Below are 23572 nucleotides of genomic sequence, written 5' to 3'. Positions count from 1 at the left end.
GCGTGCGAGGGCCAGGGGCGGGCGGGGCGCTCCGCTCCCGGGGCGGGGCGGGGCGGAGCGCCGAGGGGCGAGCCGGGGTCTCAGCCCAGCGAGGCCAGCGCCGCGTTCCAGGTGGCCGAAGGGCGCATGACGGCGGCGGCCTTGGCCGGGTCGGGCTGGTAGTAGCCGCCGATCTCGACAGGGGAGCCCTGGACGGCCGTCAGTTCCTCGACGATCGCCCGCTCGCCGTCGGCGAGCTTCCGGGCGAGGGGGGCGAAGATCGCGGCCAGCTCCGCGTCGTCGGTCTGCGCGGCCAGCTCCCGGGCCCAGTACAGCGACAGGTAGAAGTGGCTGCCGCGGTTGTCGATGCCGCCCAGTCGCCGGGTCGGCGACTTGTCCTCGTCGAGGAACGTGGCAGTCGCGCGGTCGAGGGCGTCGGCGAGCACCCGGGCCCGCGCGTTGCCGGTGGTCTGGGCGTAGTGCTCCAGCGACGGCACCAGCGCGAAGAACTCGCCGAGGGAGTCCCAGCGCAGGTAGTTCTCCTTGACGAGCTGCTGGACGTGCTTGGGCGCGGAGCCCCCGGCGCCGGTCTCGAACAGACCGCCGCCCGCCATCAGGGGAACCACGGACAGCATCTTGGCGCTGGTGCCCAGCTCCAGGATCGGGAAGAGGTCGGTGAGATAGTCGCGGAGCACGTTGCCCGTGACGGAGATGGTGTTCTCGCCGCGCCGGATCCGCCGCACCGAGAGCTCGGTCGCCTCCACCGGGGACAGGATGCTGATGTCCAGGCCCTCGGTGTCGTGCTCGGGGAGGTAGCGGCGGACCTTCTCGATGAGGTTGGCGTCGTGGGCGCGGGAGGGGTCCAGCCAGAAGACCGCCGGGTCGCCGGTGGCGCGGGCGCGGGCGACGGCCAGCTTCACCCAGTCCTTGATCGGGGCGTCCTTGGTCTGGCAGGCGCGGAAGACGTCCCCGGCGGAGACGGTCTGCTCCAGTACGGCGTTGCCGGCCTGGTCGACGAGGCGGACGGTGCCGGTGACGGGGATCTCGAAGGTCTTGTCGTGGCTGCCGTACTCCTCGGCCTTCCGCGCCATCAGTCCCACGTTGGGCACCGAACCCATGGTGGCCGGGTCGTAGGCCCCGTTGGCCTTGCAGTCCTCGATCACGGCCTGGTACACGCCGGCGTAGGAGGAGTCGGGGATCACCGCGAGAGCGTCGTGCTCCTGCCCGTCCGGCCCCCACATGTGACCGGAGGTGCGGATCATGGCCGGCATGGAGGCGTCGATGATGACGTCGGACGGCACGTGCAGGTTGGTGATCCCCCGGTCGGAGTCGACCATGGCGAGCGCCGGGCCCGCGGCGAGTTCGGCGTCGAAGGACGCCTTGATCTCGGCGCCGTCCGGCAGCGACTCCAGGCCCTTGTGGATGCCGCCCAGGCCGTCGTTCGGGGTGAGACCGGCCGCGGCGAGCCGCTCGCCGTGGCGTGCGAAGGTCTCGGGGAAGAAGGCGCGCACCACGTGTCCGAAGACGATCGGGTCGGAGACCTTCATCATCGTGGCCTTGAGGTGGACGGAGAACAGTACGCCCTCCTCCTTGGCCCGGGCCACCTGGGCGGTGAGGAACTCGCGGAGGGCGGCGACCCGCATCACGGAGGCGTCGACGACCTCACCGGCCGTGACCGGAACCGACTCGCGCAGCACGGTGGTGGAGCCGTCGTCGCCCTTCAGTTCGATGCGCAGCGTCCCGTCCTCGGGGATCACCGCGGACTTCTCGGTGGAACGGAAGTCGTCGGCGCCCATCGTCGCCACGTCCGTCCTGGAATCGGCGGTCCAGGCACCCATGCGGTGCGGGTGCGACCGGGCGTAGCTCTTGACCGAGGCGGGCGCGCGGCGGTCGGAGTTGCCCTCGCGGAGCACGGGGTTGACCGCAGAGCCCTTGATCTTGTCGTAGCGGGCGCGGATCTCCCGCTCCTCGTCCGTCTTCGGGTCGTCCGGGTACTCGGGCAGTGCGTAGCCCTGGGATCGAAGCTCGGCCACGGCGGCCTTGAGCTGCGGAATCGAGGCGGAGATGTTGGGCAGCTTGATGATGTTGGCGGCGGGGGTGCCCGCGAGACGCCCCAGCTCCGCCAGCGCGTCGGGGATCCGCTGGTCCTCGGAGAGGTACTCCGGGAAGGCGGCGATGACGCGTCCGGCCAGCGAGATGTCACGGGTCTCCACCGGGACGCCCGCCTGCGCGGCGTAGGCCCGGATCACCGGCAGGAAGGAATACGTGGCCAGGGCCGGGGCCTCGTCAGTGTGGGTGTAGATGATGGTCGAGTCAGTCACCGGGTGCTCCGCTCCACGTCTGCAACATTGCTCGACATCAAGATATCTCTTGGTCGATCCTTGTTCGACCGGGGTCCCGTCGGGTGGTCCGCCCCGCCCTCGGGGTCGCCGGTCGGGTCCGTGGCCTGGGTCCGTTGGTGCGGCACGACCACGGACCCCTGACGCAGCGCGACGGTGCGGGCGGGCGCCGGGATGTGGATCCCCTCCGCGCGGTAGCGCCGGTGCAGCCGCTTCACGAACTCGTGCTTGATCCGGTACTGGTCGCTGAACTCGCCGACGCCCAGGATGACGGTGAAGCCGATCCGCGAGTCCCCGAAGGTGTGGAAGCGGACCGCGGGCTCGTGCTCCGGCACCGCGCCGGTGATCTCCGTCATGACCTCGGTCACGACGTCCGCGGTGACCCGTTCCACGTGGTCCAGGTCGCTGTCGTAGGCGACGCCGACCTGCACGAGGATGGTCAGCTTCTGCTCGGGGCGCATGTAGTTGGTCATGTTCGACCGGGCCAGTTGGCCGTTGGGGATCACCACGAGGTTGTTGGACAGCTCCCGGACCGTGGTCTGGCGCCAGTTGATGTCCTCGACGTATCCTTCCTCGCCGCTGCTGAGCTGGATGTAGTCGCCGGGCTGGACGGTCTTCGAGGCGAGGATGTGGATCCCGGCGAACAGGTTGGCGAGGGTGTCCTGGAGGGCCAGCGCCACCGCGAGGCCGCCCACGCCGAGCGCGGTGAGCAGTGGCGCTATGGAGATCCCCAGGGTCTGCAGGACCACGAGGAAGCCGATCGCCAGGACCAGGATCCGCGTGATGGTCATGAAGATGGTGGCCGATCCTGCGACCCCCGAGCGGGACACGGTCACCGTGCGCACCAGCTCGGCCACGACCCGGGCGGCGGACAGGGTGGCGACGAAGATCAGCAGCACCGTCAGCGTCTGATGCGTGTGGTGCCGGACCGATCCGGTCAGCGGCAGGACCGCCGCCGCCCCCGCCACGCCGCCCGCGACGGCGGTCCACGGCACGATGGTGCGCAGGGCGTCCACGATGATGTCGTCACCGCTCCAGCGCGTGCGGCCGGCGTGCCCGGCCAGCCAGCGCATCAGCAGTCGGAGCAGCAAGGCCCCCACTACTCCGGCGGCCAGGACGACGCCGGCCGGGACGAGGTCGTCCATGGTGAGGGCACGGGTCACCACCGGGCACCTCCGCGGGGGGTCCGGTGGCCGGGGGGCCCTGCCGGTGGCCTGATACGGGGTTGCGTCACGTCGTCACCTGCTCGTTTCCGTCTGGGCCGGTACACCGTTGCCACGGTGGGGAGTTGGCGGCGCCGGCGGACTCATCCTCCCGTATCGGGAGGCCGCTTCCCACCGCCCGGCCCCGATCCCGGCCGGCGGCGGACGCCCGGCCGCCGACCGAGGGACCCGCGCGGGGGCGTCGGGACGGCGGTGCGGGGAGTGGGAGGCGCGCCGGGGAGGGGAACACGTCGCGCTCCGGGAGCGGGAGGCACCACGGGTCCCCGGGCTCGCACCGGAAAGCCCGCCGGAAGCCGGCGGAGAACCGGGGTGCCGAACGCACTCGGGTCAGCCGTCCGGCGGCTTTCCCGGGGGACCGCCCGCGTCCCCTCCCGCCTCGCCCGCCACCGGCGGGGGGACCGGCGGGCGCAGCACGCTGACGACCACCGACGCCGTCAGCACGACGACGATGAAGGCCAGACTGACCAGCGAGGGGATCTCGGGAACGGCGGTGCTGATCGTCTTGTGGGACGCCTGGAGGACGAGCTTGACCCCGATGAAGGCCAGGATGAGCGCCAGGCCCTTGCTGAGGTAGTGGAACCGGTCGAGTAGCCCCGACAGCAGGAAGTACAGGGCGCGGAGTCCCAGGATGGCGAAGGCGTTGCTGGTGTAGACGATGAAGGTGTCGCTGCTGACCGCCAGTACCGCAGGCACGCTGTCGACGGCGAACACGAGGTCGGCTGCCTCGATCGCGGCGACGACGGCGAGCAGCGGGGTGGCGACCCGCTTCCCGGCCTCCTTGACGAAGAAGTGGGGTCCGGCGTACTCGTCGCGCACCGGCACGACTCTTCGCAGCAGGCGCACGGCCAGGCTCCGGCCGGGGTCGAAGCTGTCCTCCTCCTCGCGGAGGATCTTGTAGGTGCTGTAGAACAACACCGCCGCGAAGACGAACAGGACGGCGGTGAAGCGGTTGACGACCGCCACGCCGAGAGCGAGGAAGACGCCGCGGAACACCAGCGCCCCGAGGACCCCCAGGAAGAGAACCCGGTGCTGGTAGGCGCGTGGGACCCGGAAGTATCCGAAGATCAGGGCGAAGACGAAGAGGTTGTCCACGGACAGGCTCTTCTCAAGGAGCCACGCCGTCGTGTACTCCACCCCGGCGGTCGTGCCGACCACGAGGAAGACCACCGCGCCGAAGGCGAGCGCCAGCCCCACCCAGACACAGCTCCAGACGGCGGCCTCCCGGAAACCGATGACATGGGCCTGTCGATGGGCGAGCAGGTCGATCGCGAGGGAGACCACCACCAGGAACGCGAAGAGCATCCACAACCAGAACGGGACGTCATGCACAGGACCGACCTCTCCGTTCCCGCTCCGACGAACGGGATCGACCGCGTGTTTTCGTAAGAGTCTGGGACATTCGGGGGTCGATGTCTCCCCCGGGCGTGCGGGGCGGGGAGGGGGCGCGTGTCGCTTCCGCTGCTCGCGTGGGGAGTCAGCGGGGCGGGGGCAGCCGGTCCAGGAGGGCCCGGAAGTCGGTCGCGGGCGCGAGGGTGCCGAAGGACCGGCCGCCGTCGCCCGCCAAGCGCGACGCGCAGAACGCGTCGGCGACGGCCGCCGGGGCGTGCCGGACCAGGAGCGACCCCTGGAGCACCAGCGCCGCGCGCTCCACGATCCGGCGGGCGCGGGCCTGCGCGTCCGCGGGCGCAGACAGTTCCCCCCTGAGCTCCCGCCAGGCGGTGTCCAGGCGTCGATCCGCGCCCGTCGCGGCCTCGATCTCGGCGCCGAAGGCCTCCACGGACTCCGGTTCCCGCTCCACCGCCCGCAGCACGTCCAGGGCGTTGACGTTGCCCGAGCCCTCCCAGATGCCGTTCAGCGGGGCCTCGCGGTACAGACGGGCCATGCCGAATGCCTCGTCGTAGCCGTTGCCGCCCAGGCACTCCAGCGCCTCGGCGACGGCCATGGGCTGACGCTTGCACACCCAGTACTTCGCCACCGCCGTGGCCAGCCGGAGGAAGGCCCGCTCGCCGGTGTCGCCCCGCACCGCCCGGTCGACGGCGCCGGCCAGGCGGAGCGCGGTCGTGGTGGCCGCCTCCGACTCCAGCCCGAGGTCGGCGAGGACGTTGCGCATCAACGGCTGGTCGGCGAGTCGGGTGCCGAAGACGGTGCGATACCGCGCGTGGTGCGCGGCCTGCGCGAGCGCCGCCCGGGTGCCGGAGGCGGACCCCAGGACGCAGTCCAGCCGGGTCATCGTCACCATCTCGATGATGGTGCGCACGCCCGCGCCCTCCTCGCCGACGGGCCAGGCGACGGTGTCGTCGAACTCCGGTTCCCCGCTGGCGTTGGAGCGGTTGCCCAGCTTGTCCTTGAGTCTCTGGACCCGGAAGGCGTTGCGCCGGCCGTCGGGCAGCACCCGCGGCACCAGGAAACAGGAGAGCCCTCCGGGAGCCTGGGCCAGGACGAGGAACAGGTCGTTCATCGGGGCGCTGGTGAACCACTTGTGACCGCGCAGCCGCCAGGTCCCGTCCGCGTGCTCGGTGGCGGTCGTGGTGTTGGCCCGCACGTCCGTGCCGCCCTGCTTCTCCGTCATGCCCATGCCGGCCAGCAGCCCCCGCTTCCCGGCAGGCGGTCGAAGGCCGGGGTCGTAGACCCGGCTGGTGAGCAGCGGCTCGTACATCGCGGCCAGTTCCGGCGCGTGCCGCAGCGCGGGCACCACGGCGTAGGTCATGGAGACCGGGCAGCCGTGCCCGGCCTCCACCGTGCTCCAGACCATGAACCCCGCCGCCCGCGCCACGTGCGCTCCGGGGCGCTCGTCGGCCCAGGGGGCTCCGGCCAGACCCGCGCCGACGGCCACCTCCATCAGGGCGTGGTAGGAGGCGTGGAAGTCGACCTCGTCGACGCGATGTCCCCACCGGTCGTGGGTGCGCAGCACCGGCGTGTGGCGGTTGGCCTCGTCCGCCCAACGCTGGGCCTCGGCTCCGCCGGCCCTCCTGCCGAGCCTGCCCAGGTCGTCCAGGCACCAGGCGGCCGACTCCCGCCGCACGCCCTCGCCCAACACCGGGTCGTCGGCGACGTCGTGTCCGGTGAGCGGTGGCGGCTGATTGGTCACCCGGTGGGTCACCGCGGTGGGTCGACTCTGGGGCGAGGGGAGTGCGGACACGAGAACTCCTCCGAGGGGCGGGGGGCACGTACGGCGCTCTCATCATCACCCAGGCCGTCGGCCCGGGGGCGTCATCGCGCCGGATGGGCTCCCCGCCCGCCCCGCCCCGTCAGGGCTCCTCACGCGCCGAGCGGCGGGCCCGCGCCGCTCGGCGCAGCCGCCGGTGGCGCGGCGAGGCCGGCTCCGCGACGATGTCGCCGACCATCGTCCGGACCACGTCGGTGAGCCCGTGCAGGGCGGGATGGGGGGCGACGCCCGCGCCCGGGTCCTCGCGCATCTCGCGCACCATGGACCAGCACAACAGCACCATGACGACCACGAACGGCAGGGCCACCAGGATCGTCGCCGTCTGGAGCGCCTCCAGCCCGCCCGCCACCAGCAGTACCGCCGCCACGGACGCCATCAGCACCCCCCACGCCACGACGAGCGGTGTCGGCGGGTGCAAGGCCCCGCGGCTCGTCAGCGAACCCATCACCAGGGAGGCCGAGTCGGCGCTGGTGACGAAGTACGTCATGACCAGCCCCATGGCCACGAACGAGGTGATCGAGCCGATGGGCAGCGCCTCCAACATCGCGAACAGCGACGCCTCCGGACTTCTGGCCACCGCCCCCGCCAGATCCGCCTCCCCGGTCGCCTCCAGCCGCAGAGCCGAACCGCCCATCACGCAGAACCAGACGACCGTCGCCCCGCTGGGCACCAGCAGTACCCCCACCAGGAACTCCCGCACCTTGCGCCCGTGCGAGATGCGGGCGATGAACGTCCCGACGAACGGCGCCCACGAGAGCCACCAGGCCCAGTAGAAGATGGTCCAGCTGCCCAGCCACGCCTGGTCGGAGAAGGCTGCGGTGCGGGTGGCCATCGGCACCAGGTTCGCCACGTATCCGCCCGCGGACGCCGGGATCGTGTCCAGGACGTGGACGGTCGGGCCCGCCACGAGGACGAACGCCGCCAGCACCGCGACCAGCACCACGTTCAGAGTGGAGAGCCACTTGATGCCCCGATGCAGTCCCGAGAACGCGGAGGCGACGAAGGCGGCGGAGAGCGCGCCGATGACGACCAGTTGTGTGGTGCGGCCGGCGTCCACACCGGCCGTGATGTCGAGTCCCTCGGAGACCTGGAGCGCTCCCAGCCCCAGGCTGGTCGCCGTGCCGAACACCGTCGCGAAAACGGCCAACAGGTCGATCGACCGCCCGGGCCACGACGCGGCGGCACGGGCGCCGATCAGCGGCACGAAGGCCGAACTGAGCCGGTTGCTGCGGCCTTTGCGGAACCCCGCGTACGCCAGGGCCAGTCCGGTGATCCCGTAGATGGCCCAAGGGGTGAGGGTCCAGTGGAAGAACGAGTACTCCAGAGCGACCTGCGCCGCCGCGTCGGACTCCGGTGGGGCCCCGCTGTCCGGGGACGGCGTCAGGAAGTGCGTCAGCGGTTCGCCGACGCCGTAGAACATGAGCCCGATCCCCATGCCGGCGCTGAACATCATGGCGATCCAGGCGAGGTTGCCGAACTCCGGCGCGGAGTCGTCGGCCCCCAGCCGAATGCGGCCGAACCTGCCGAAGGCGAACACCAGACACAGGACCAGAAAGAGGTCGGCGGCAACGACGAACAGCCAGCCCAGGTCCGTCAACACCCATCCCAGGGCATCCGATGTGGCGCTGTCGAAGGACTCCCGGCCGAGCCAGGCCCACGACACCACCGCCACCACTGCCGTCATGCCCACGGCGATGAGCGCGCGGTCGGGCGCCGCACGGACCGGCCGCTGATGGGGAATCGGCGTAGGGGTCGGGTGATCGCGTCTCCTGCTCACGCGGCCCCACTATGGTCCGCGGACCCCGCCGTTCGGGGGACGCCGCGCCGCCGTCGTGGCGACTCCCGGACCCCGCCACCCGACGACGCCCCCGGCCGGGCGCGTCAACGACGCACCGAGACCGGCAGCGACTCCAGACCGCGCAACATGATCGTGTCGCGCCACCTCAGGTCGGCCTCGTCGACGTCGAGTTCGATGCCGACGAAGCGGTCGAGCAGCGCCGCGAGGGCCACCTCGCTCTCCAGGCGCCCCAGGAAGACCCCCAGGCAGCGATGCGGCCCCTGGCCGAAGGCCAGGTGGCCCGGGTCGTTCCGGTCCAGGATCAGCCGGTCCGGATCGGGGAAGCGGTCGGGGTCCCGGTTCGCGGCGCCCAGGGAGAGGAGCACCATCTCCTCGGCCGGGATCTCCACGCCGTCCACCACCATGGGCTCCCTGGTGTACCGCAGTGTGGCCATGCCGACCGGAGACTCGAACCGCAGGAACTCGTCGACGGCCATCGCCATGGCCCCGGGACGGGCACGGAGCCAGGCCGCCTGATCCGGATGGCGCAGCAGGGAGAGCACGGCCGTACCGAGCAGGTTCACGGTGGTCTCGTGTCCGCCGATCAGCAGCAGGAAGACCATCGAGAACACTTCCCGCTCGGTCAGCTCGCCGTCGTCGTGGGCGCGTACCAGCTCGGTCAGGATGTCCTCCCGGGGCGCCGCGCGGCGGGTGACCATCAGGTCGCGCACGTGGGCGTTCATCCGGGAGACCGCCTCCTCGAAGGGCATCTCGCCGCCGCGGGTGAGGATCGACGTGGACCAGGCCCGATAGGAGCGCATATCCTCCGGCGGAAACCCGATCAACTCACAGATGATCAGCATGGGCAGCGGGAAGGCGAAATCCCTCACGACGTCGAACCGCTCCCGGTCGCCCACCGCGTCCAGGAGGTCGCCCGCGATCCTCGCCACCATGGGGCGCATCGACTCGACCCGCCGACGCGTGAAGAGCCCTTGGACGAGCCGGCGCAACCTCGTGTGGTCGGGAGGGTCGCTGTTCAGCATGTGCACCACGTCGGCCCCGAGTCCGACCCCAGGAGATCGACGGTCCGCGATCCGCTGGGTGCGCCGGACGTCCTGCCCCAACCGGGGATCCCTCAGGGCGGCGGACACGTCGGCGTACCGGGTCAGCATCCACACCGGAACACCCGAGTAGGCCAGGGTGGCGACGGCGGAGGCGGACCGGATCCTGGCGAGGACGGGGTGGGGGTCGCGAAGGAACGCCGCCGTGTCCGCGTCGGGGCGCTCGGCCGCGTTCACCGCGGGACCCCGACGCGGTGTCCGACGTCGGAGCGAGCGGGCGGCCGGCTCGTCGCCGGGTACCGACGCCGCGTGGGGGAGGCGGTGCGAAAGGGGCCCCCAACGGCCCGGCCACCGGCTTCGCCGGATCCGTGCGAGGTGTCGGCGCGTGATCTCAACGTGCTTCCTCCCGATCGGACGGGGCGTGAGTGTCGGTGGCGCCGAAGACGACGCCGGGGGCCGTGGCGAGTGGGGCGAGGCCCGGGCGGGCGTGTCGCGACCACGCGACCAACCGGGCTCGGCCGGTCCCGACACGGCATCAGACGACGAGGGCGGGGAAGGGCCACCGCCGCACCGGCGCGGGCAGCCACCACGCGAGACCGTCGTGCTCGGCGAAGAGGTCCGCCTCGGCGAAGTCCCCCCGCACCGGTTCGGTCAGCCTCCGGGCGTCGACCCCCTCGCTCAACGCCCGCACCTGGGCGAGGTGGTCCGCCTCGTCCACGGTGAGGAGCTCCAGCGAGCCCCGGCGCCGGTCCCGGACCTCGACGAACCCGGGGCCGCGTCGCCAGAGACATCGGGCCGGGTGATAGTCGGCCCGCCAGCCGTCGGCGGCCTCCGCCGGCGAACCGTGCACGTGCCGCGGCGGATACAGGTGGTGGTAGAGCCGACGCTCGACGCAGCCGTCGTCGCAGACCGCCTCCCACAGGACCACCATCCCCCGCGCGGTGGCCTCCTTGACGGACAGCAACGCGAGGGCCGACACCACGGGCGCGTCCACGCAGAGCCGGACGGGCTCCACCAGCCGTACACACCTCACGCCCGCCGCGTGCAGGCGTGTCACAGCGGCGTCCGCCGGATGTCCGAGGCACGCCGTGCCCAATCGTGTCCCCGGCAGGCGCCACGCGGAGGGATCGTGGTCGAGCCACGTCTCGACGGTCACGACGATCCCCTCCGGCACGACCTCAGCCCGAGACGAGGGCATGGTGCGCCTCCCCTTGCCGGGCGAAGTCGTGCCGGTGCTCCACCCGCATCAGCATCTGGTTGTCGGACTCGACCGCGACCTGGACCCAACTGCCGTCGTCGTGGAAGAGCAGCCCCTGGTCCGTCCAGCGATCGATCACGGGCGCGACCGTTCGCGATCCGCCGGGGACCTCACGGGCCAGGGCGGCGGCGGAACGAGGGCGGTGCAGCAGCCGGAACAGCGCCGACTCCACCGGGTCCGAGATCTCGACGGCGTCCCAGCGGTAGTCCTTCCTGGTGTTCACCAGCAGAATCCGGTCGCCCGTGTCGTGGAAGGTGAGACGGCTCGTCGGATACTCCTCGCGCCACCGCTCCACCGCCTTGCCCAGGGCGTCGGCCGGGTCCGGCCCGATGCCGCGAGGAGCGGCCGTGAAGACATAGGCGAGATCCGCGAGTTCGCCCGGCGGCAACCGATAGGTCTCGCCGTACTGGAAGGCGGGTCGGGTGATGTCGAAGCCCAGCTCAGGGCGGTCGTGGTACGGACTGAACCGCTCCACGACGATCCGTCCGGCGCTGGTGGGCGGCTCCAGGTGGTGCAGCAGGGGCAGCTGACGGATCACCGGCTCGTAATCCTCCGCCGTCTCGCCCGGGAACCCGTACAGGTGGTTCCACGCGACGGTCACTCCGGCACTCTGGGCGTCCCGCAGCGCGCGCACGTTCTGGCAGCCCGTCACACCCTTGTCCATCAGGCGCAGCACCCTGGTGCTCAGGCTCTCGATACCGGGTTGTACCTGGACCGCCCCCGACTCGGCGAGCAGTCGGAAGTGTTCCCGGCGAAGGTTGGCCTTGACCTCGAAGTGCAGCCGCAGGTCTACGGGGAGACCCGCGAGCGTCCGCAACACGGTGTCGAAGTAGCGCATGTCCAGGATGTTGTCCACGACCTGCACGTCCAGTATCCGGTGCCGCTCGCTGAGGCGGAGGACCTCGGCGAGGAAGACCTCCGGTTCCTTGCTGCGGAACGCCATGGACGTGCCGTTCAGCCCGCAGAAGGCACAGTGGTGCTTCTCCCCCCACCAACAACCTCGGGAACCCTCGACCACCAACTTGGGTTCCACCCAGTCGGCCACGGCCGACGCGTCGAACGTCTCGTAGAACGCGTCGTAGTCCGGGGAGCGGATCGCCGCGGGCGGAAGCGGCCTCGCGGCGATGGCGTTCACGGCCGAGGCGCCGGAGGACTCCCGCCAACACAGGCCGGGGACATCGGACAGGTCCGGCGCACCATGGCCGGCGGCCGGAGGGTCGCCCAAGGCCCCGAGGACGGCCGGGAAGGCCCGCTCCCCCTCGCCACGCACCACGAAGTCGAGGAAGGGGAAATTGCGATGCAGGGCCGCGCCCTGAGGCCCGTCGCAGTTGGCCCCGCCGAAGACGATCCGGATGCGGGGGCAGGCCTCCTTCAACAGACGCGCCGCGGCGAGGCTCGCGGTGTTCTGTTGGAAGGTGGTGGTGAAGCCCACCAGATCCGGTGGATCCTCGCTCAACTCGTCCACCAGGTGGCGGACGAACCCCGGGGCCAGGGCGCGCGCCGCCCTGGCCAGCCCCCGTTCGCGCTCCCGGGCGCCGTTCGCGGCCAGGAAGCGGAAGTAGTCGGCGAACCCGACGGGATCGGGGCCCTTGCCGTCGTCCGACGGATCGTCCCCGTACAGGGCTCCGGCGAACGCCCAGTCACCGACGCCCTGGAAGTACGACTTCTCGGAGAAATAGGTGTAGGCGTCGAGGTCGAAACCGGCGCGCTCCGCCGTCCACTCCGCGAACTCCAGGTTCGCGTAGCGGACATCGACGTCGTGGCCGTGTTCGGCGGCGACGGTGTGCAGGATGCCCAGAGCCAACGAGGGGACGTCGAGTGCTCCCCACGGCATGTGCACCAGGATGACACGCATGAGTGATCGCTTTCGTCGTGGCGGCGGGGGCCGGATCGCGGGTGATCGTCCCGGGCTGCTCCGGGGCGGGCGCGCCCCGGAGCAGCGGTGCTCACTTCTCCCCGGCGGCTCGCGGTCCGGCCTGCTGCGGCCTGACGGGCTCGGCCTTCGTGATGTCGATCGTGGACGCCATCACCACCACCGCGCCGCGGTCGCGCTCAGGGGCGCTGATCGGGTCGTTGCGCACACTGCGTCGCTTCATCGTTCCTCACCTCCTTTCCCGGAGTCGGGGTGATCCGGCCCCGGACGGCGGCCGGACGGATGGGGGTGGGGCGCCGCGGGCCCCGACGAACCGGAGGACCTCGGCGAGCACCCTCGCGTGGTCGCCGCTCCGGCGACTTCGGTGCCCGCCGCCCACGCGGAGCGTCTCGTGCGGGAGTCCCAGGCGCCTGAGTTCCTCCGCGTACCGGTCCACCTGGCCGGGCGGGCAACGGGAGTCGGCAGGGGAGGAGACGAGCAGGACGGGCGCCCGCACCCGGTGGACGTAGGTCATGGGACAGGCGGCCCGATAGCGTTCGGGAACCTCGTCCGGGTCGCCGCCGAAGAGCCGTCGATCCACCGCCCGCAGCGCGGGGGTCGTGGCGTGGTGCGCCGCCACGTAGTCCGCGATCGGGTAGGCCGCGACGCCCCACGACCACAGGTCGGGCTGGACGCCGAGCGCGAGCAGGGTCAGGTAGCCGCCCCAGGAGAAGCCGCACAGGCCGGTTCGGTCCGGGAGGGCCACCTCCTCGGCGGTCAACTGGGCCCGCACGGCCGCGAGGTCCTCGATCTGCGCACGACCCACCCGGTGGCCCCAGTCGTGCTGCCACCGCGGCCCGTACCCGGTGGAACCCCGGTAGTTGGCGCGCACCACGGCGTGGCCGGTTTCGACCAGCGGGGCGATCCGAGGATCGTGGCAGTCCCGGTCGTGAGTGGCGGGCCCCCCGTGCACCAGGAACACCGTGGGCCACGGTCCCTCGCCCGGTGGTGTGGTGACGAAACTGTGCACACGGCCGCCCGTCCGGGCGGCGGTCCACCGTTCGGAACGCCGGGCGGCGTCCGGACTCGCCGATCGATCCTCCGCCTCGCAGTGGGCGGACCCCGGGCCCAGGACCAGGGGACGGGGCGGCGTCCCCTCCCGGCTCCAGACCGCGTGCAGGGTCGAGTCGGGCGCCGACGACAGATCGTGCAGTGTGCCGGCGGGCAGCGGCACGCTCGACCGGGTGCCGTGGTCCGGGTCGGCCCAGACGAGTCGACTGCGGCCCGCCCGGTCGTGCTGAACCAGGACGCCTCGGCCCGGCCCGTGCCAGCGTGCGGAGATCTCCGAGGGGAAGCACAGGCCGGGGACGACACGGGGGAGCGGCTCCGTCGTCGGTCGCCAGGTGGCCACGCGGTATCCTCGGGCGTCCTCCAGCACCAGAAGCAGGAGAGCCCCGTCGTCGGGGTGGAACTCCATCGGCCAGATCCGAGCGCCCGGGCTTCCCCGCAGGGTATGACGATCGCCGCCGCGGCAGGGCCACAGCACGACGGCGTCGGCCCCGTCGGGCTCGCCCGCCAGAACCAGCGACTCGCCTGCGGGTGTCATGTCGATCAAGGTGACGCATCCGGGGAGCGAGCCCAGAAGTCGAGCCGGGCCCGAGGGCGCGCCCAGATGGCAATGCGAGGCGCCCCCGCCGCCTCGAACCGCCGCGGCGAGCGAACCGGTGCGATCGAACGCGATGCCGTGGGCGGCGCCCGGTGGTACGCCCCCCAGCGCCGGGGAGGCCGGTCCGCCGGTGAAGGGCTGGCGGCGCCATGTGCCCTCGCCCGCGTCGTCGGAGTCGAACCACCACACATGCTCGCCGTCGGGTTCGATCTCGCTCAGTTCCACGCCCTCGGGATGGTCGGTGAGGACCCGCCGGCGGTCCGTCGCGAGATCCCACGCCACGACCTGCGGACGACCGTCGATCAGTCGGGTCTCGACCGCTCGGCCCGGGTGGCGGGTGGCGAACCCGGGCGCCTGTGCGGTGTCCGACACGGGCTGTCCTCTCGTCGGCGCGTGGGTCGCAACGTCGGTGGCGCACCGCCGGCGACGCGGAGCCGGCCGGGAGGGGCGCTCTTGTGTGGTGCGTCGGATCGCCGACGCGGGCGCCGACGGCCTGTGGTCACGGAGGAGTTCGTCGTGGTCCGGTCGAGTTCGGCGGACTCGTGCCAGCCGACCCCGCGCTTATTGCCGACCGAAGGGTTTCGGGTCCGTCTCGGGCGGCGCCCCGCGGAATCGATCATCGGCGGCTCAGTCTAGGTTTCGCCCGAAAGCCTTTCAAGACGCCTGCGTCGACGTGGTCGATATACGGCCATGCGGAGAGGTCGATCGATCTCGCCTTCGTGGGAGACCGCGAACGCCGCGTGGAAACGGCGAAGGGGCGCCCGCCGTAGATGCCGTTGCTGTCGGGGATGGTGAGGGAGTCGGTGCCTGTGATCGCCGGAGTGGCGCGTGGGTGCGGTGTGGTGCGGGTGCTCGCGGTGAACGGAGTGGGATTTTCCTCGAACGTGGGCGTCCGGGGTCCACCGAATGGTGGCGCGGGCGTCAACCGGACAAGGCGGCGGTCGGTGGACGTTTCTCGGCGGGTGCGGGGCTTAGAAAGGAGTGGTGGGGAAAATCCCCGGGCGCTCCGATACGGGCAGCGTCCCACCCGAGCAAGAAAGGCCATTCGCACAGATGCGTGGAGATCTCATCGACCGGCTGACTATATCGGCGGGCACGCTTACGGAAGAGAGCGGCGGGGCTATTCCTTCCCCGGGATCGCTGCCCGTGACGCTCGCCACTCCCCTGGCCATCTCCGCGGCGCTGTGCCCCGGCCACGTCATCGCGGTGACAGTGGTCGGCGGCCTCGCCGTCGACTACGCCGTGAACGGCTGAGCGAACGGTACGTGAGTGAACCCCCGGGCCGGCCCGGGGGTTCACTCACGTACCGGGAAGTCGCCACCGTGAGAGTCCGACGCTCACTCGCCGGGAGCGCGGACGGGAGCGAGTGGCCCTCCCTCGCCGGCGAAGGCGTGCGGGAGCGGGCGCAGGCCCGGTGACCGACACGGCCGGGCGGGCGCCCCTTCGGGGGCCTAGCCTCGCGCTTTCAGGCGGCAGAGCGTCCGGTGGGTGATCAGAAACGCGGAGAGTGCTCCTGACCTGCAACGATGGGACTTGTCTAGGGTCCAGGCCGTCGCAGGAAAGAAGCACTCTCCAGGTGAAGAAGCGTATCGGGTCCTACCCGCGTGTCCGTACCGAAGGCGGTGGTCGCGGGGTGGTTTCCCAGGCCGGTGGGGTGCTGCTGGTGGAGACGGTCCGTAAGACCGGTCTGGATCAGGCGATATCGGCGGCGTTGGCGCCGTGGCGCAAGCCGCGGGCGGTGCATGATCCGGGCAAGATCCTGCTGGATGTGGCGCTCGCGGTCGCGCTGGGCGGCGACTGCCTGGCGGACGTGGGCATGCTGCGGGCGGAGCCTGCGGTGTTCGGGCCGGTGGCTTCCGACCCAACGGTGTCCCGGCTGGTCGACGCGCTGGCAGCGGGCGGGAAGCGTGCGCTGACCGCACTGCGCCAGGCACGCGCTCAAGTCCGTGAATACGTGTGGGAGTTGGCCGGTGACGTGGCGCCGGATGCGGCCGGGCAGGTGGTCGTGGACCTGGACGGGGTGCTGGTGATCGCGCATTCCGAGAAGCAGGATGCGGCCGCGACCTGGAAGAAGACCTTCGGGCATCATCCGCTGATGGGGTTCGTCGACCACGGCCGGGGCGGGTCCGGGGAGCCGGTGGCCGCTCTGCTGCGGCCCGGGAACGCGGGCAGCAACACCGCAGCCGACCACATCGAAGTCGCCCGGCTCGCGCTGGCGCAGCTGCCGAAGAAGTACCGGCGCGGACGGCAGACGCTGCTCCGCACCGACTCCGGCGGGGGCACCCATGAGTTCGTCGACTGGCTGTGCGCCCGCGGCCGGTGGCTGTCCTACTCGGTCGGCATGACCATCACCGATGCCATCCACCACGCGGTCCTGAAGGTCCCGGCATCGGCCTGGACGCCGGCCGTCGAGCCCGACGGCGAGATCCGCGACGGCGCCTGGGTGGCCGAGCTCGACGGCGACTGCCTCAAGGGCTGGCCCAAGGGGATGCGGCTGATCGTGCGGAAGGAACGGCCGCACCCCGGCGCCCAGTTGCGTCTCACCGACGCCGACGGCATGCGCCTGACCTGCTTCGCCACCAACACCAAGAACACCCCGATCGCCGCGCTGGAGCTGCGGCACCGCCAGCGGGCCCGCGCCGAGGACCGCATCCGCGCCGCCCGCGCCACCGGCCTGCGCAACCTCCCCCTGCACGACGCCGCGCAGAACCAGATCTGGCTGGAGATCGTCCAGATCGCCCTCGACCTGCTGGCCTGGATGCCGATGCTCGCCCTCACCGGCACCGCCCGCCGGTGGGAGCCCCGCCGCCTGCGGCTGCGGCTGTTCTCCGCGGCCGCTCAGCTCGTCACCACCGGACGCCGCCGCATCGTCCGCCTCGCCAGACACTGGCCCTGGACCGGCCTGATCACCGAAGCCCTGCAACGGCTCGCTGCCCTGCCCAACCCCGGCTGACCAGCAACGTCCCGTCCCTACGAGCAGCACCACCCGACCGGAGCCGTGGAACCCGGCGCCCACCCGACGCGACAGCCGGGCCACCAGCCTGCCCACCTGCAGAAAAAGCCACCCCGAACAAGCCGAAAGGGTCCGTCAGCAAGCTGACAGACCCTCATGCAAGATCGAGGCTAGAAGAAGCCCAGCTTCTTCGGCGAGTAGCTCACCAGCAGATTCTTCGTCTGCTGGTAGTGCTCCAGCATCATTCGGTGGGTCTCCCGGCCGATACCGGACTGCTTGTACCCGCCGAACGCGGCGTGGGCCGGATAGGCGTGGTAGCAGTTCGTCCAGACGCGTCCCGCCTGGATGGCGCGGCCGGCACGATAGGCCGTGTTGATGTCCCGTGTCCACACGCCCGCGCCGAGACCGTACAGCGTGTCGTTGGCGATGCTCATCGCGTCGTCGAATTCTTCGAACGGCGTCACCGAGACGACAGGGCCGAAGATCTCCTCTTGGAAGATCCGCATCCTGTTGTGTCCCTCGAAGATGGTCGGCTGCACGTAGTAGCCGCCCTTCAGTTCTCCCTCGTGGCGTACGCGCTCGCCGCCTGTGAGCACCTTACCGCCCTCTTGGCGGCCGATGTCGAAGTAGGAAAGGATCTTCTCCAACTGGTCGTTGGACGCCTGCGCGCCGATCATCGTGTCGGTGTCCAGTGGGTGACCGGGTGTGATGCGCTCGGTGCGCGCGACGGCCGCTTCGAGGAACTCCGCGTAGTGCCCACGCTGGATCAGGGCGCGGGACGGGCATGTGCACACCTCGCCCTGGTTCAGGGCGAACATGGTGAAGCCCTCCAGCGCCTTGTCCCGGAAGTCGTCGTCCCTCGCCCACACGTCGTCGAAGAAGACATTGGGTGATTTGCCCCCCAGCTCCAGGGTGACGGGCTTGATGTTCTCCGAGGCGTACTGCATGATCAGCCGCCCGGTGGTGGTCTCGCCGGTGAACGCCACCTTGGCCACCCGCGGACTGGAGGCGAGCGGCTTCCCCGCCTCCGCCCCGAACCCGTTGACGATGTTCAGCACCCCCGGGGGGATGAGGTCCGCCACCAGGCTCAGCCAGTAGTGGATGGACGCCGGCGTCTGCTCGGCGGGCTTCAGCACGACGGCGTTCCCGGCGACGAGGGCGGGCGCGAGCTTCCACGCCGCCATCAGGATCGGGAAGTTCCACGGGATGATCTGTGCGACGACGCCCAGCGGCTCGTGGAAGTGGTAGGCGACCGTGTCGTCGTCGACCTCGCCCAGCGACCCCTCCTGTGATCGGATGACCCCCGCGAAGTAGCGGAAGTGGTCGATGGCCAGGGGGATGTCGGCCGCCAGGGTCTCCCGGACAGGCTTGCCGTTCTCCCAGCTCTCGGCGACGGCCAGCCGCTCAAGATCGGCCTCCATCCGATCGGCGATCCTCAGCAGGACCCCGGAGCGCTCGGCGGCCGAGGTCCGCGCCCACCCCGGCGCCGCCGCGTGGGCCGCGTCCAGGGCGCGCTCGACGTCCTCCGCCGTGCCGCGGGCGACCTCGGTGAACGGCTCGCCGTTCACGGGGGACGGGTTGTCGAAGTACCGGCCGCGCACCGGGGGGACGTACTCGCCGCCGATGAAGTGGTCGTATCGCGGCCGGTAGGAGACGATCGCGCCGTCGGTGCCGGGCGAGGCGTAGCGGGTCATCGGGTCTCTCCTTGTCGATGCCTCGTCCGGTGGACGGGGCTCGGAAGCGGGGGCGCGGGCGAGCCCTCGTGGAGCGGGGCGGGACTCCCAGCACACCGACCGTGTCGAAAAGGCCGGTGTCCGGAGGCTAGGGGGCGGGACGTTGCGGTCAGGTTGCGCCGCGCGGGTGTCGCCTGTGGCGCGGCGTCCTGGGGGCGGCCGGCCGGGGCAGGGGGCGACCGGCAGGTCTTCGGGTGGAGGCGGCGGGAGCGGTCGCGACGGACCCATGGTCGAGACGGCGGGGGACGGGGACCGACGGACGAGGCGAAGGCGGCGGACCGCTGTCACCGGGACGGCGGACGCCGACCGGGGAGGCGTGAACGGGGCGCCCCGGCGGCCCGCCTGGCCGCCTCCTCGGCGAGCGCCCTGGACGTGGGCACGGCGAGCTCGTCCTCCAACGCGGCCAGCCGGGCGCCCACCGCGGCCGTCGGTCGCACGGCCGCGAGCGCGCGCCAGACATCGAGGTCGTCCTCGCCCCAGGGGGCGTGCGCCCAGTCGGTGAGCAGGTCCGGATCACCGCCGGCGACGAGAGCGCGGCGGAGCGTGTCGGCGACCCGGCGCCTCAGGCGGACCACGGCCGGGGCGCGGGAAGCCGGCAGCAGCGGGCCGCCGTAGGCCGCGAGCGCCGCGCCGACCGCGCCCGCGTTGAGGCGCCGCTCCACGACGGACAGATCGCAGTCCACCGGAACGGTCAGCCGGTACGGACGCGACGCCAGTCGTCCGGCCCCCAGGGTCCGCCGGAGGCGGGCGAGTTCGGCGCGCAGGGTCACCGCGGTGACCGCCTCGTTCTCGTACAAGGCACAGAGGAGTTCGTCTCCGGTCAGCCCCTCGGGGTGGCGGGAGAGCAACAACACGATCTCGCTGTGCCGGCGGCTCAGGCGCATGCGGAGCCCGTCAAGGGTGAGCCGGGCCTCGCTTCGCCCCAGCGCGTGGAGCAGGCAGGTCGTCCCGGCCGGGCGGAGGGGGGACGAGAGGGCGAGGTGGGACTCCGCCGCGCGGGCCACCGCGTGCACGAAGCCCAGACTGTGCGGGTGGGCCAGCCGATCACCGCCGGTGATGTCGATCGCGCCGAGCACCCGGCCCGTCCACGGGTCGTGGACCGGCGCCGCCGCGCAGGTCCACGGCTGGACGCGCCGGACGAAGTGTTCGGCGGAGAAGATCTGAACCGCGTGACCGACCGCCACGGCCGTGCCCGGGGCGTTGGTCCCGACCGCGCTCTCCGCCCACCGCGCCCCGGGGACGAAGTTCATCCGGGACGCCCGCCTGCGGGTCGCCGGGTGTCCTTCGACCCACAGCAGCCTGCCGTGGGTGTCGCACACGGCCACCAGATGCTCGCCGTCCGCCGCGAAGGAGCCGGTGAGTTCGCGGACGAGGGGCATCACCCGGGCCAACGGATGCTCGGAGCGGTAGGCGGCCAGATCGTCGTCGAGGAGTTCGACGTCCGCCGTGTCCTCCGGACCGACCCCGGCCTTCGCCGAGCGGCGCCACGATTCCGCCACGACTTCGCGGACGGGGCGGGGCACGGTGCCCAGACGGGTGAACGTCTCGTGTGCGCGGCGCAGAGCGCGAGAGCGCTCCACGGGGTCCGCGCCCGCGGCCAGAGCCACCCATGGATCACCCATTCCGGCCTCCCGCGACGGTGATGCGAAAGGCCTCATGGTCACCCCGGTCGGGAAGGGCGACAACCGTCTCGGCCGGTCCTTCGCCCGGACGTGTCACCGGGGTTCCGACAGGAGATTGACGAGCCGGATGTAGCGCGTCCAGTCCCACAGGGGGCCGGGGTCGACGTGATCGCTGCCGGGCACCTCGTGGTGCGCGATGATCCGTGAGCGGTCCTTGGGGATGCCGTATCGGTCGCAGACTCCCGCCGTGAGCCGCGCCGACCGCTCGTACATGGCGTGAGTGAAGAACCACGGCCGGTCCACCCATCCCTCGTGCTCGATTCCGACGCTGCGGGTGTTGTGGTCCCAGTTGCCCGCGTGCCAGCCGATGTCGGCCTCGCGCACGCACTGGGCCAGTCGCCCGCGCGACGAGACGACGTAGTGCGCGGAGACCCTCCTCGTCGGATCACCGAAGATCGCGAGCGTGTCCTCGTAGGTCTCCTGGGCGACGTGGATCACGACGTGGTCGATCGGGTGGGTGAGGGGCCGCTCGGCCACCGTGTAGTTGGCCGGGTCGGCCGGACTCCACTCGGCGGACGGATCGTCGACGTACGTGGCGCGCGCGGCGGCGGGGGCGACCGAGAGGAGGGAGCCGGGGAGCGCGGCGAGGGCGGCGCCCGTCAGGAGCCGCCTCCGGCTGGGCAACGGTCGTGCTCGTTCCATGGCGGGTCGCCTTTCCAGATTCACGACCTCGGGGAGAGCCCTGCGAGGGCGGTCCGAAGCCGCCGGGTGGGTGGGAGGTGGAGTGGGCGCCGGTGTGGCGCCGCGATCCGGCAGTGCGTGGTCGGTGAGGGTCCGGCCCCGCGCACCGCGGGTGCCGCGCCGGTCACGCTACGACGCTCCGAGGTGGGGCACGGGGGAGACATCCGGATTCGGTGGACGGCCGCCCCCTTGTGGGGAACTCGGTCACTCGAACGGGCGAGAGGCCGTGACGACGCGGGGGACCCGGCCTGGGCGAACCGCCCCGAGGGCCTGGCGGGACAGGATCCTCGGGGGTGGGTAGGGGTAGCCTCTCAGGGGTTTCTCCGGGCCGCCGGGCGGAACCGCGGACGACGTCGAGCCGTTCTCAGGACAGAGAGACCGGCAGAGGCCGGGCGAGGAGGCGACACCATGTCGAAGAAGGCGAAGATCGCTGCGGGAGGCGCGGCGATCGGACTCCTGCTGCTCATCTGGCTGCCGTGGTGGGCGGCCCTCCTGATCATCGTGGGAGTTCCGGCCGCCGCGTATCTCGCGCTCGACCCCTCGCAGCGCGACCGGCTGCGTCGGAACACCCGGCGTCAGTTGGGCCGTTGATCACCTTCCCGGAACGGAGTGCCGCCCTCGCGCGGGGCGCACGTCGGCCGAGCGTGGCGCCCGCCGTTCCCGGAGGGCGCGGCGGCGGTGCCCGCCCTCTCGCCCAGGTCGCCTCGCGCCGACCGGGCGGAAGGCGGGTGCGGGCCGAGCGCCCCGACACCGCCGAGCCGAGGTCCCGACCGCGGAAAGGAGCGACCGCGTGCGGCGCTTCGAACGACTGGCCCACATCCGACGGCTCGACCCGCTGGCCGACGCCCACGAGATCTATCGGCTCACCTCCGCCTACGAGTTTCCCTGGGACTTCACCCGGGCGTTGGAGCTGGCCCTCTACCGCACGTACGCGGTCCCGAGCATCGGTCGGCTGCTGGCCCGCACGCGGGAGCTGACCGAGCGGACACAGCGGCGCTACGACGACACGTCGCTGCTCCTCGACGCCATCGTCGAGCACGGTTTCGGCAGTGAGGAGGGCAGGACGGCGATCCGCCGGATCAATCGGATGCACCGGTCCTATGACATCTCCGACGACGACATGCGGTACGTCCTGTGCACCTTCGTCGTCACGCCCAAGCGGTGGATCGACGCCTACGGGTGGCGCCGGCTCTCCCGGCACGAGATCGTCGCCTGCGCCGCCTACTACGGAACCCTCGGCAGGGCGATGGGAATCAGGGACGTGCCGCGCACCTACACCGAGTACGAGAGCGTCCTGGACGCCTACGAGGAGGAGCGCTTCGGGTGGGATCCCGAGGCCAGGCGGGTCTCCGACGCCACGCTCGACCTGATGTGCTCCTGGTACCCGCGCCCCCTCGCCCCGGTACTCCGGGCCTCCACCCTGGCGCTTCTGGACGACCACCTGCTGCGCGCCTTCCGCTACCGGCCGCCGGGAGACCACACCCGCGCGCTGGTGAGGCACGCGGTACGGCTGCGCGGGCGCGCGGTCAGACTGATGCCACCGCGACGGGCGCCCCACCACGCACGGCAGAACCGGGAGATCAAGAGCTATCCGGACGGCTACCGGCTGGCGGAGCTGGGCACCCGCCCGGTGCCGGGGGCGCGCGGCTGCCCTGCCCGGCCTTCGGGACGGACGGCGAGGACGGCTGACTGAGAGCCCGACCGCCGCCGGGCGTCGGCGCGTGAGCCCGGACACGAGCACCGTACGCGCTCCGCCCCCGCCTCAGTCGGCTATGCCCTCCATCGCGAGTATCCGCTCGACGCCGACGCGCACCACCAGTTCCCCCGGCGAGGCGTTGCGAGCCCCGAACTCCTCCGCCCGCTCCTCGCCCATGTACCGGCCCCCGATCCTCGTGGCCCAGCGGCGCACCTCCTCCGGGTCCTCCGACAGCCGAGCCCGGCCACGCAGGACGACGAAGCCGAAGGGCGGCCGGTCGTCGTCCACGCACAGGGCGACCCTTCCGTCCCGGGCCAGGTTGCGTCCCTTCACCGAAGACTTGCTCGTGTTGAACACCAGGTCGTCCCCGTCCAGCAGGAACCAGATCGGAGCCACGTGCGGACCGCCGTCGGCCCGCACCGTGGACAGTTTGCCCGTGCGGGTGCCGGACGAGACGAACTCCCGCCACTCCTCGTCGGTCATCTTCCGTGCCATGTCCCTCTCCT

General features: G+C 71.8%; 17 protein-coding genes. 3 read left to right on the top strand and 14 right to left on the bottom strand.

Annotated features, from left to right (window positions below; translation table 11 throughout):
* Positions 1 to 80: 80 nt before the first annotated feature.
* The 10 genes from JEK78_RS01940 to JEK78_RS01895 all read right to left on the bottom strand — a co-directional run bounded on the left by JEK78_RS01940 (position 81) and on the right by JEK78_RS01895 (position 14693).
* Positions 81 to 2300, bottom strand: a complete 2220-nt coding sequence (locus JEK78_RS01940; protein WP_200262363.1) for an NADP-dependent isocitrate dehydrogenase — start codon at positions 2298 to 2300, stop codon at positions 81 to 83.
* Complete coding sequence (locus JEK78_RS01935) at positions 2297 to 3481, bottom strand: mechanosensitive ion channel family protein (protein ID WP_200262362.1); 1185 nt, start codon at positions 3479 to 3481, stop codon at positions 2297 to 2299. The genes JEK78_RS01940 and JEK78_RS01935 overlap by 4 nt, the downstream gene beginning before the upstream one ends.
* Positions 3482 to 3868: 387 nt before the next feature.
* Positions 3869 to 4870 carry a TerC family protein gene (locus JEK78_RS01930; protein ID WP_200262361.1) on the bottom strand — a complete coding sequence of 334 codons (1002 nt, stop codon included), beginning with the start codon at positions 4868 to 4870 and terminating at the stop codon, positions 3869 to 3871.
* A 145-nt stretch (positions 4871 to 5015) separates the two neighbouring features.
* Complete coding sequence (locus JEK78_RS01925; RefSeq protein WP_200262360.1) at positions 5016 to 6680, bottom strand: acyl-CoA dehydrogenase family protein; 1665 nt, start codon at positions 6678 to 6680, stop codon at positions 5016 to 5018.
* 109 nt (positions 6681 to 6789) lie between these two features.
* On the bottom strand, positions 6790 to 8391 hold the full coding sequence (locus JEK78_RS01920) for a BCCT family transporter (protein ID WP_200263942.1): 1602 nt from the start codon (positions 8389 to 8391) through the stop codon (positions 6790 to 6792).
* A 197-nt stretch (positions 8392 to 8588) separates the two neighbouring features.
* Positions 8589 to 9782 (bottom strand): cytochrome P450, encoded by a 1194-nt coding sequence (locus JEK78_RS01915; protein ID WP_242483232.1) that lies wholly within the window; start codon positions 9780 to 9782, stop codon positions 8589 to 8591.
* Positions 9783 to 10080: 298 nt separating this feature from the next.
* Complete coding sequence (locus tag JEK78_RS01910; RefSeq protein ID WP_200262359.1) at positions 10081 to 10701, bottom strand: DUF5825 family protein; 621 nt, start codon at positions 10699 to 10701, stop codon at positions 10081 to 10083.
* A gap of 22 nt (positions 10702 to 10723) precedes the next feature.
* Positions 10724 to 12658 carry a RiPP maturation radical SAM C-methyltransferase gene (locus JEK78_RS01905; protein ID WP_200262358.1) on the bottom strand — a complete coding sequence of 645 codons (1935 nt, stop codon included), beginning with the start codon at positions 12656 to 12658 and terminating at the stop codon, positions 10724 to 10726.
* Between the two features lie 91 nt (positions 12659 to 12749).
* Positions 12750 to 12899 carry a hypothetical protein gene (locus JEK78_RS01900; RefSeq protein WP_200262357.1) on the bottom strand — a complete coding sequence of 50 codons (150 nt, stop codon included), beginning with the start codon at positions 12897 to 12899 and terminating at the stop codon, positions 12750 to 12752.
* Between the two features lie 6 nt (positions 12900 to 12905).
* Positions 12906 to 14693, bottom strand: a complete 1788-nt coding sequence (locus JEK78_RS01895) for a prolyl oligopeptidase family serine peptidase (RefSeq protein WP_200262356.1) — start codon at positions 14691 to 14693, stop codon at positions 12906 to 12908.
* Positions 14694 to 15897: 1204 nt separating this feature from the next.
* Between JEK78_RS01895 and JEK78_RS01890 the strand changes: the two genes are divergently transcribed.
* Entirely contained in the window at positions 15898 to 17274 is a 1377-nt protein-coding gene (locus JEK78_RS01890; RefSeq protein WP_200262355.1) for an IS1380 family transposase, read from the top strand.
* Between the two features lie 170 nt (positions 17275 to 17444).
* On the opposite strand, the gene JEK78_RS01885 is transcribed toward JEK78_RS01890, so the two are convergent.
* From JEK78_RS01885 to JEK78_RS01875, 3 genes are all read right to left on the bottom strand, one after another.
* On the bottom strand, positions 17445 to 18968 hold the full coding sequence (locus JEK78_RS01885; protein WP_200262354.1) for an aldehyde dehydrogenase family protein: 1524 nt from the start codon (positions 18966 to 18968) through the stop codon (positions 17445 to 17447).
* A gap of 323 nt (positions 18969 to 19291) precedes the next feature.
* Complete coding sequence (locus JEK78_RS01880) at positions 19292 to 20629, bottom strand: GAF domain-containing protein (RefSeq protein ID WP_200262353.1); 1338 nt, start codon at positions 20627 to 20629, stop codon at positions 19292 to 19294.
* A gap of 93 nt (positions 20630 to 20722) precedes the next feature.
* Positions 20723 to 21331, bottom strand: a complete 609-nt coding sequence (locus tag JEK78_RS01875) for an N-acetylmuramoyl-L-alanine amidase (protein WP_200262352.1) — start codon at positions 21329 to 21331, stop codon at positions 20723 to 20725.
* 447 nt (positions 21332 to 21778) lie between these two features.
* Here JEK78_RS01875 and JEK78_RS01870 point away from each other — a divergent pair, with 447 nt between their 5' ends.
* Both JEK78_RS01870 and JEK78_RS01865 read left to right on the top strand, forming a co-directional pair.
* Positions 21779 to 21961 carry a hypothetical protein gene (locus JEK78_RS01870; RefSeq protein ID WP_200262351.1) on the top strand — a complete coding sequence of 61 codons (183 nt, stop codon included), beginning with the start codon at positions 21779 to 21781 and terminating at the stop codon, positions 21959 to 21961.
* Positions 21962 to 22160: 199 nt separating this feature from the next.
* A complete protein-coding gene (locus JEK78_RS01865; protein ID WP_200262350.1) occupies positions 22161 to 23063 on the top strand; it encodes an oxygenase MpaB family protein in 903 nt (300 codons plus the stop codon).
* A 69-nt stretch (positions 23064 to 23132) separates the two neighbouring features.
* Here JEK78_RS01865 and JEK78_RS01860 read toward each other — a convergent pair whose 3' ends face one another.
* On the bottom strand, positions 23133 to 23561 hold the full coding sequence (locus JEK78_RS01860) for a PPOX class F420-dependent oxidoreductase (protein ID WP_200262349.1): 429 nt from the start codon (positions 23559 to 23561) through the stop codon (positions 23133 to 23135).
* Positions 23562 to 23572: the final 11 nt, after the last annotated feature.

Source organism: Streptomyces sp. HSG2 (assembly GCF_016598575.1).
Taxonomy (GTDB): Bacteria; Actinomycetota; Actinomycetes; order Streptomycetales; family Streptomycetaceae; genus Streptomyces.
This window is presented reverse-complemented; position numbering and strand designations above follow the sequence as displayed.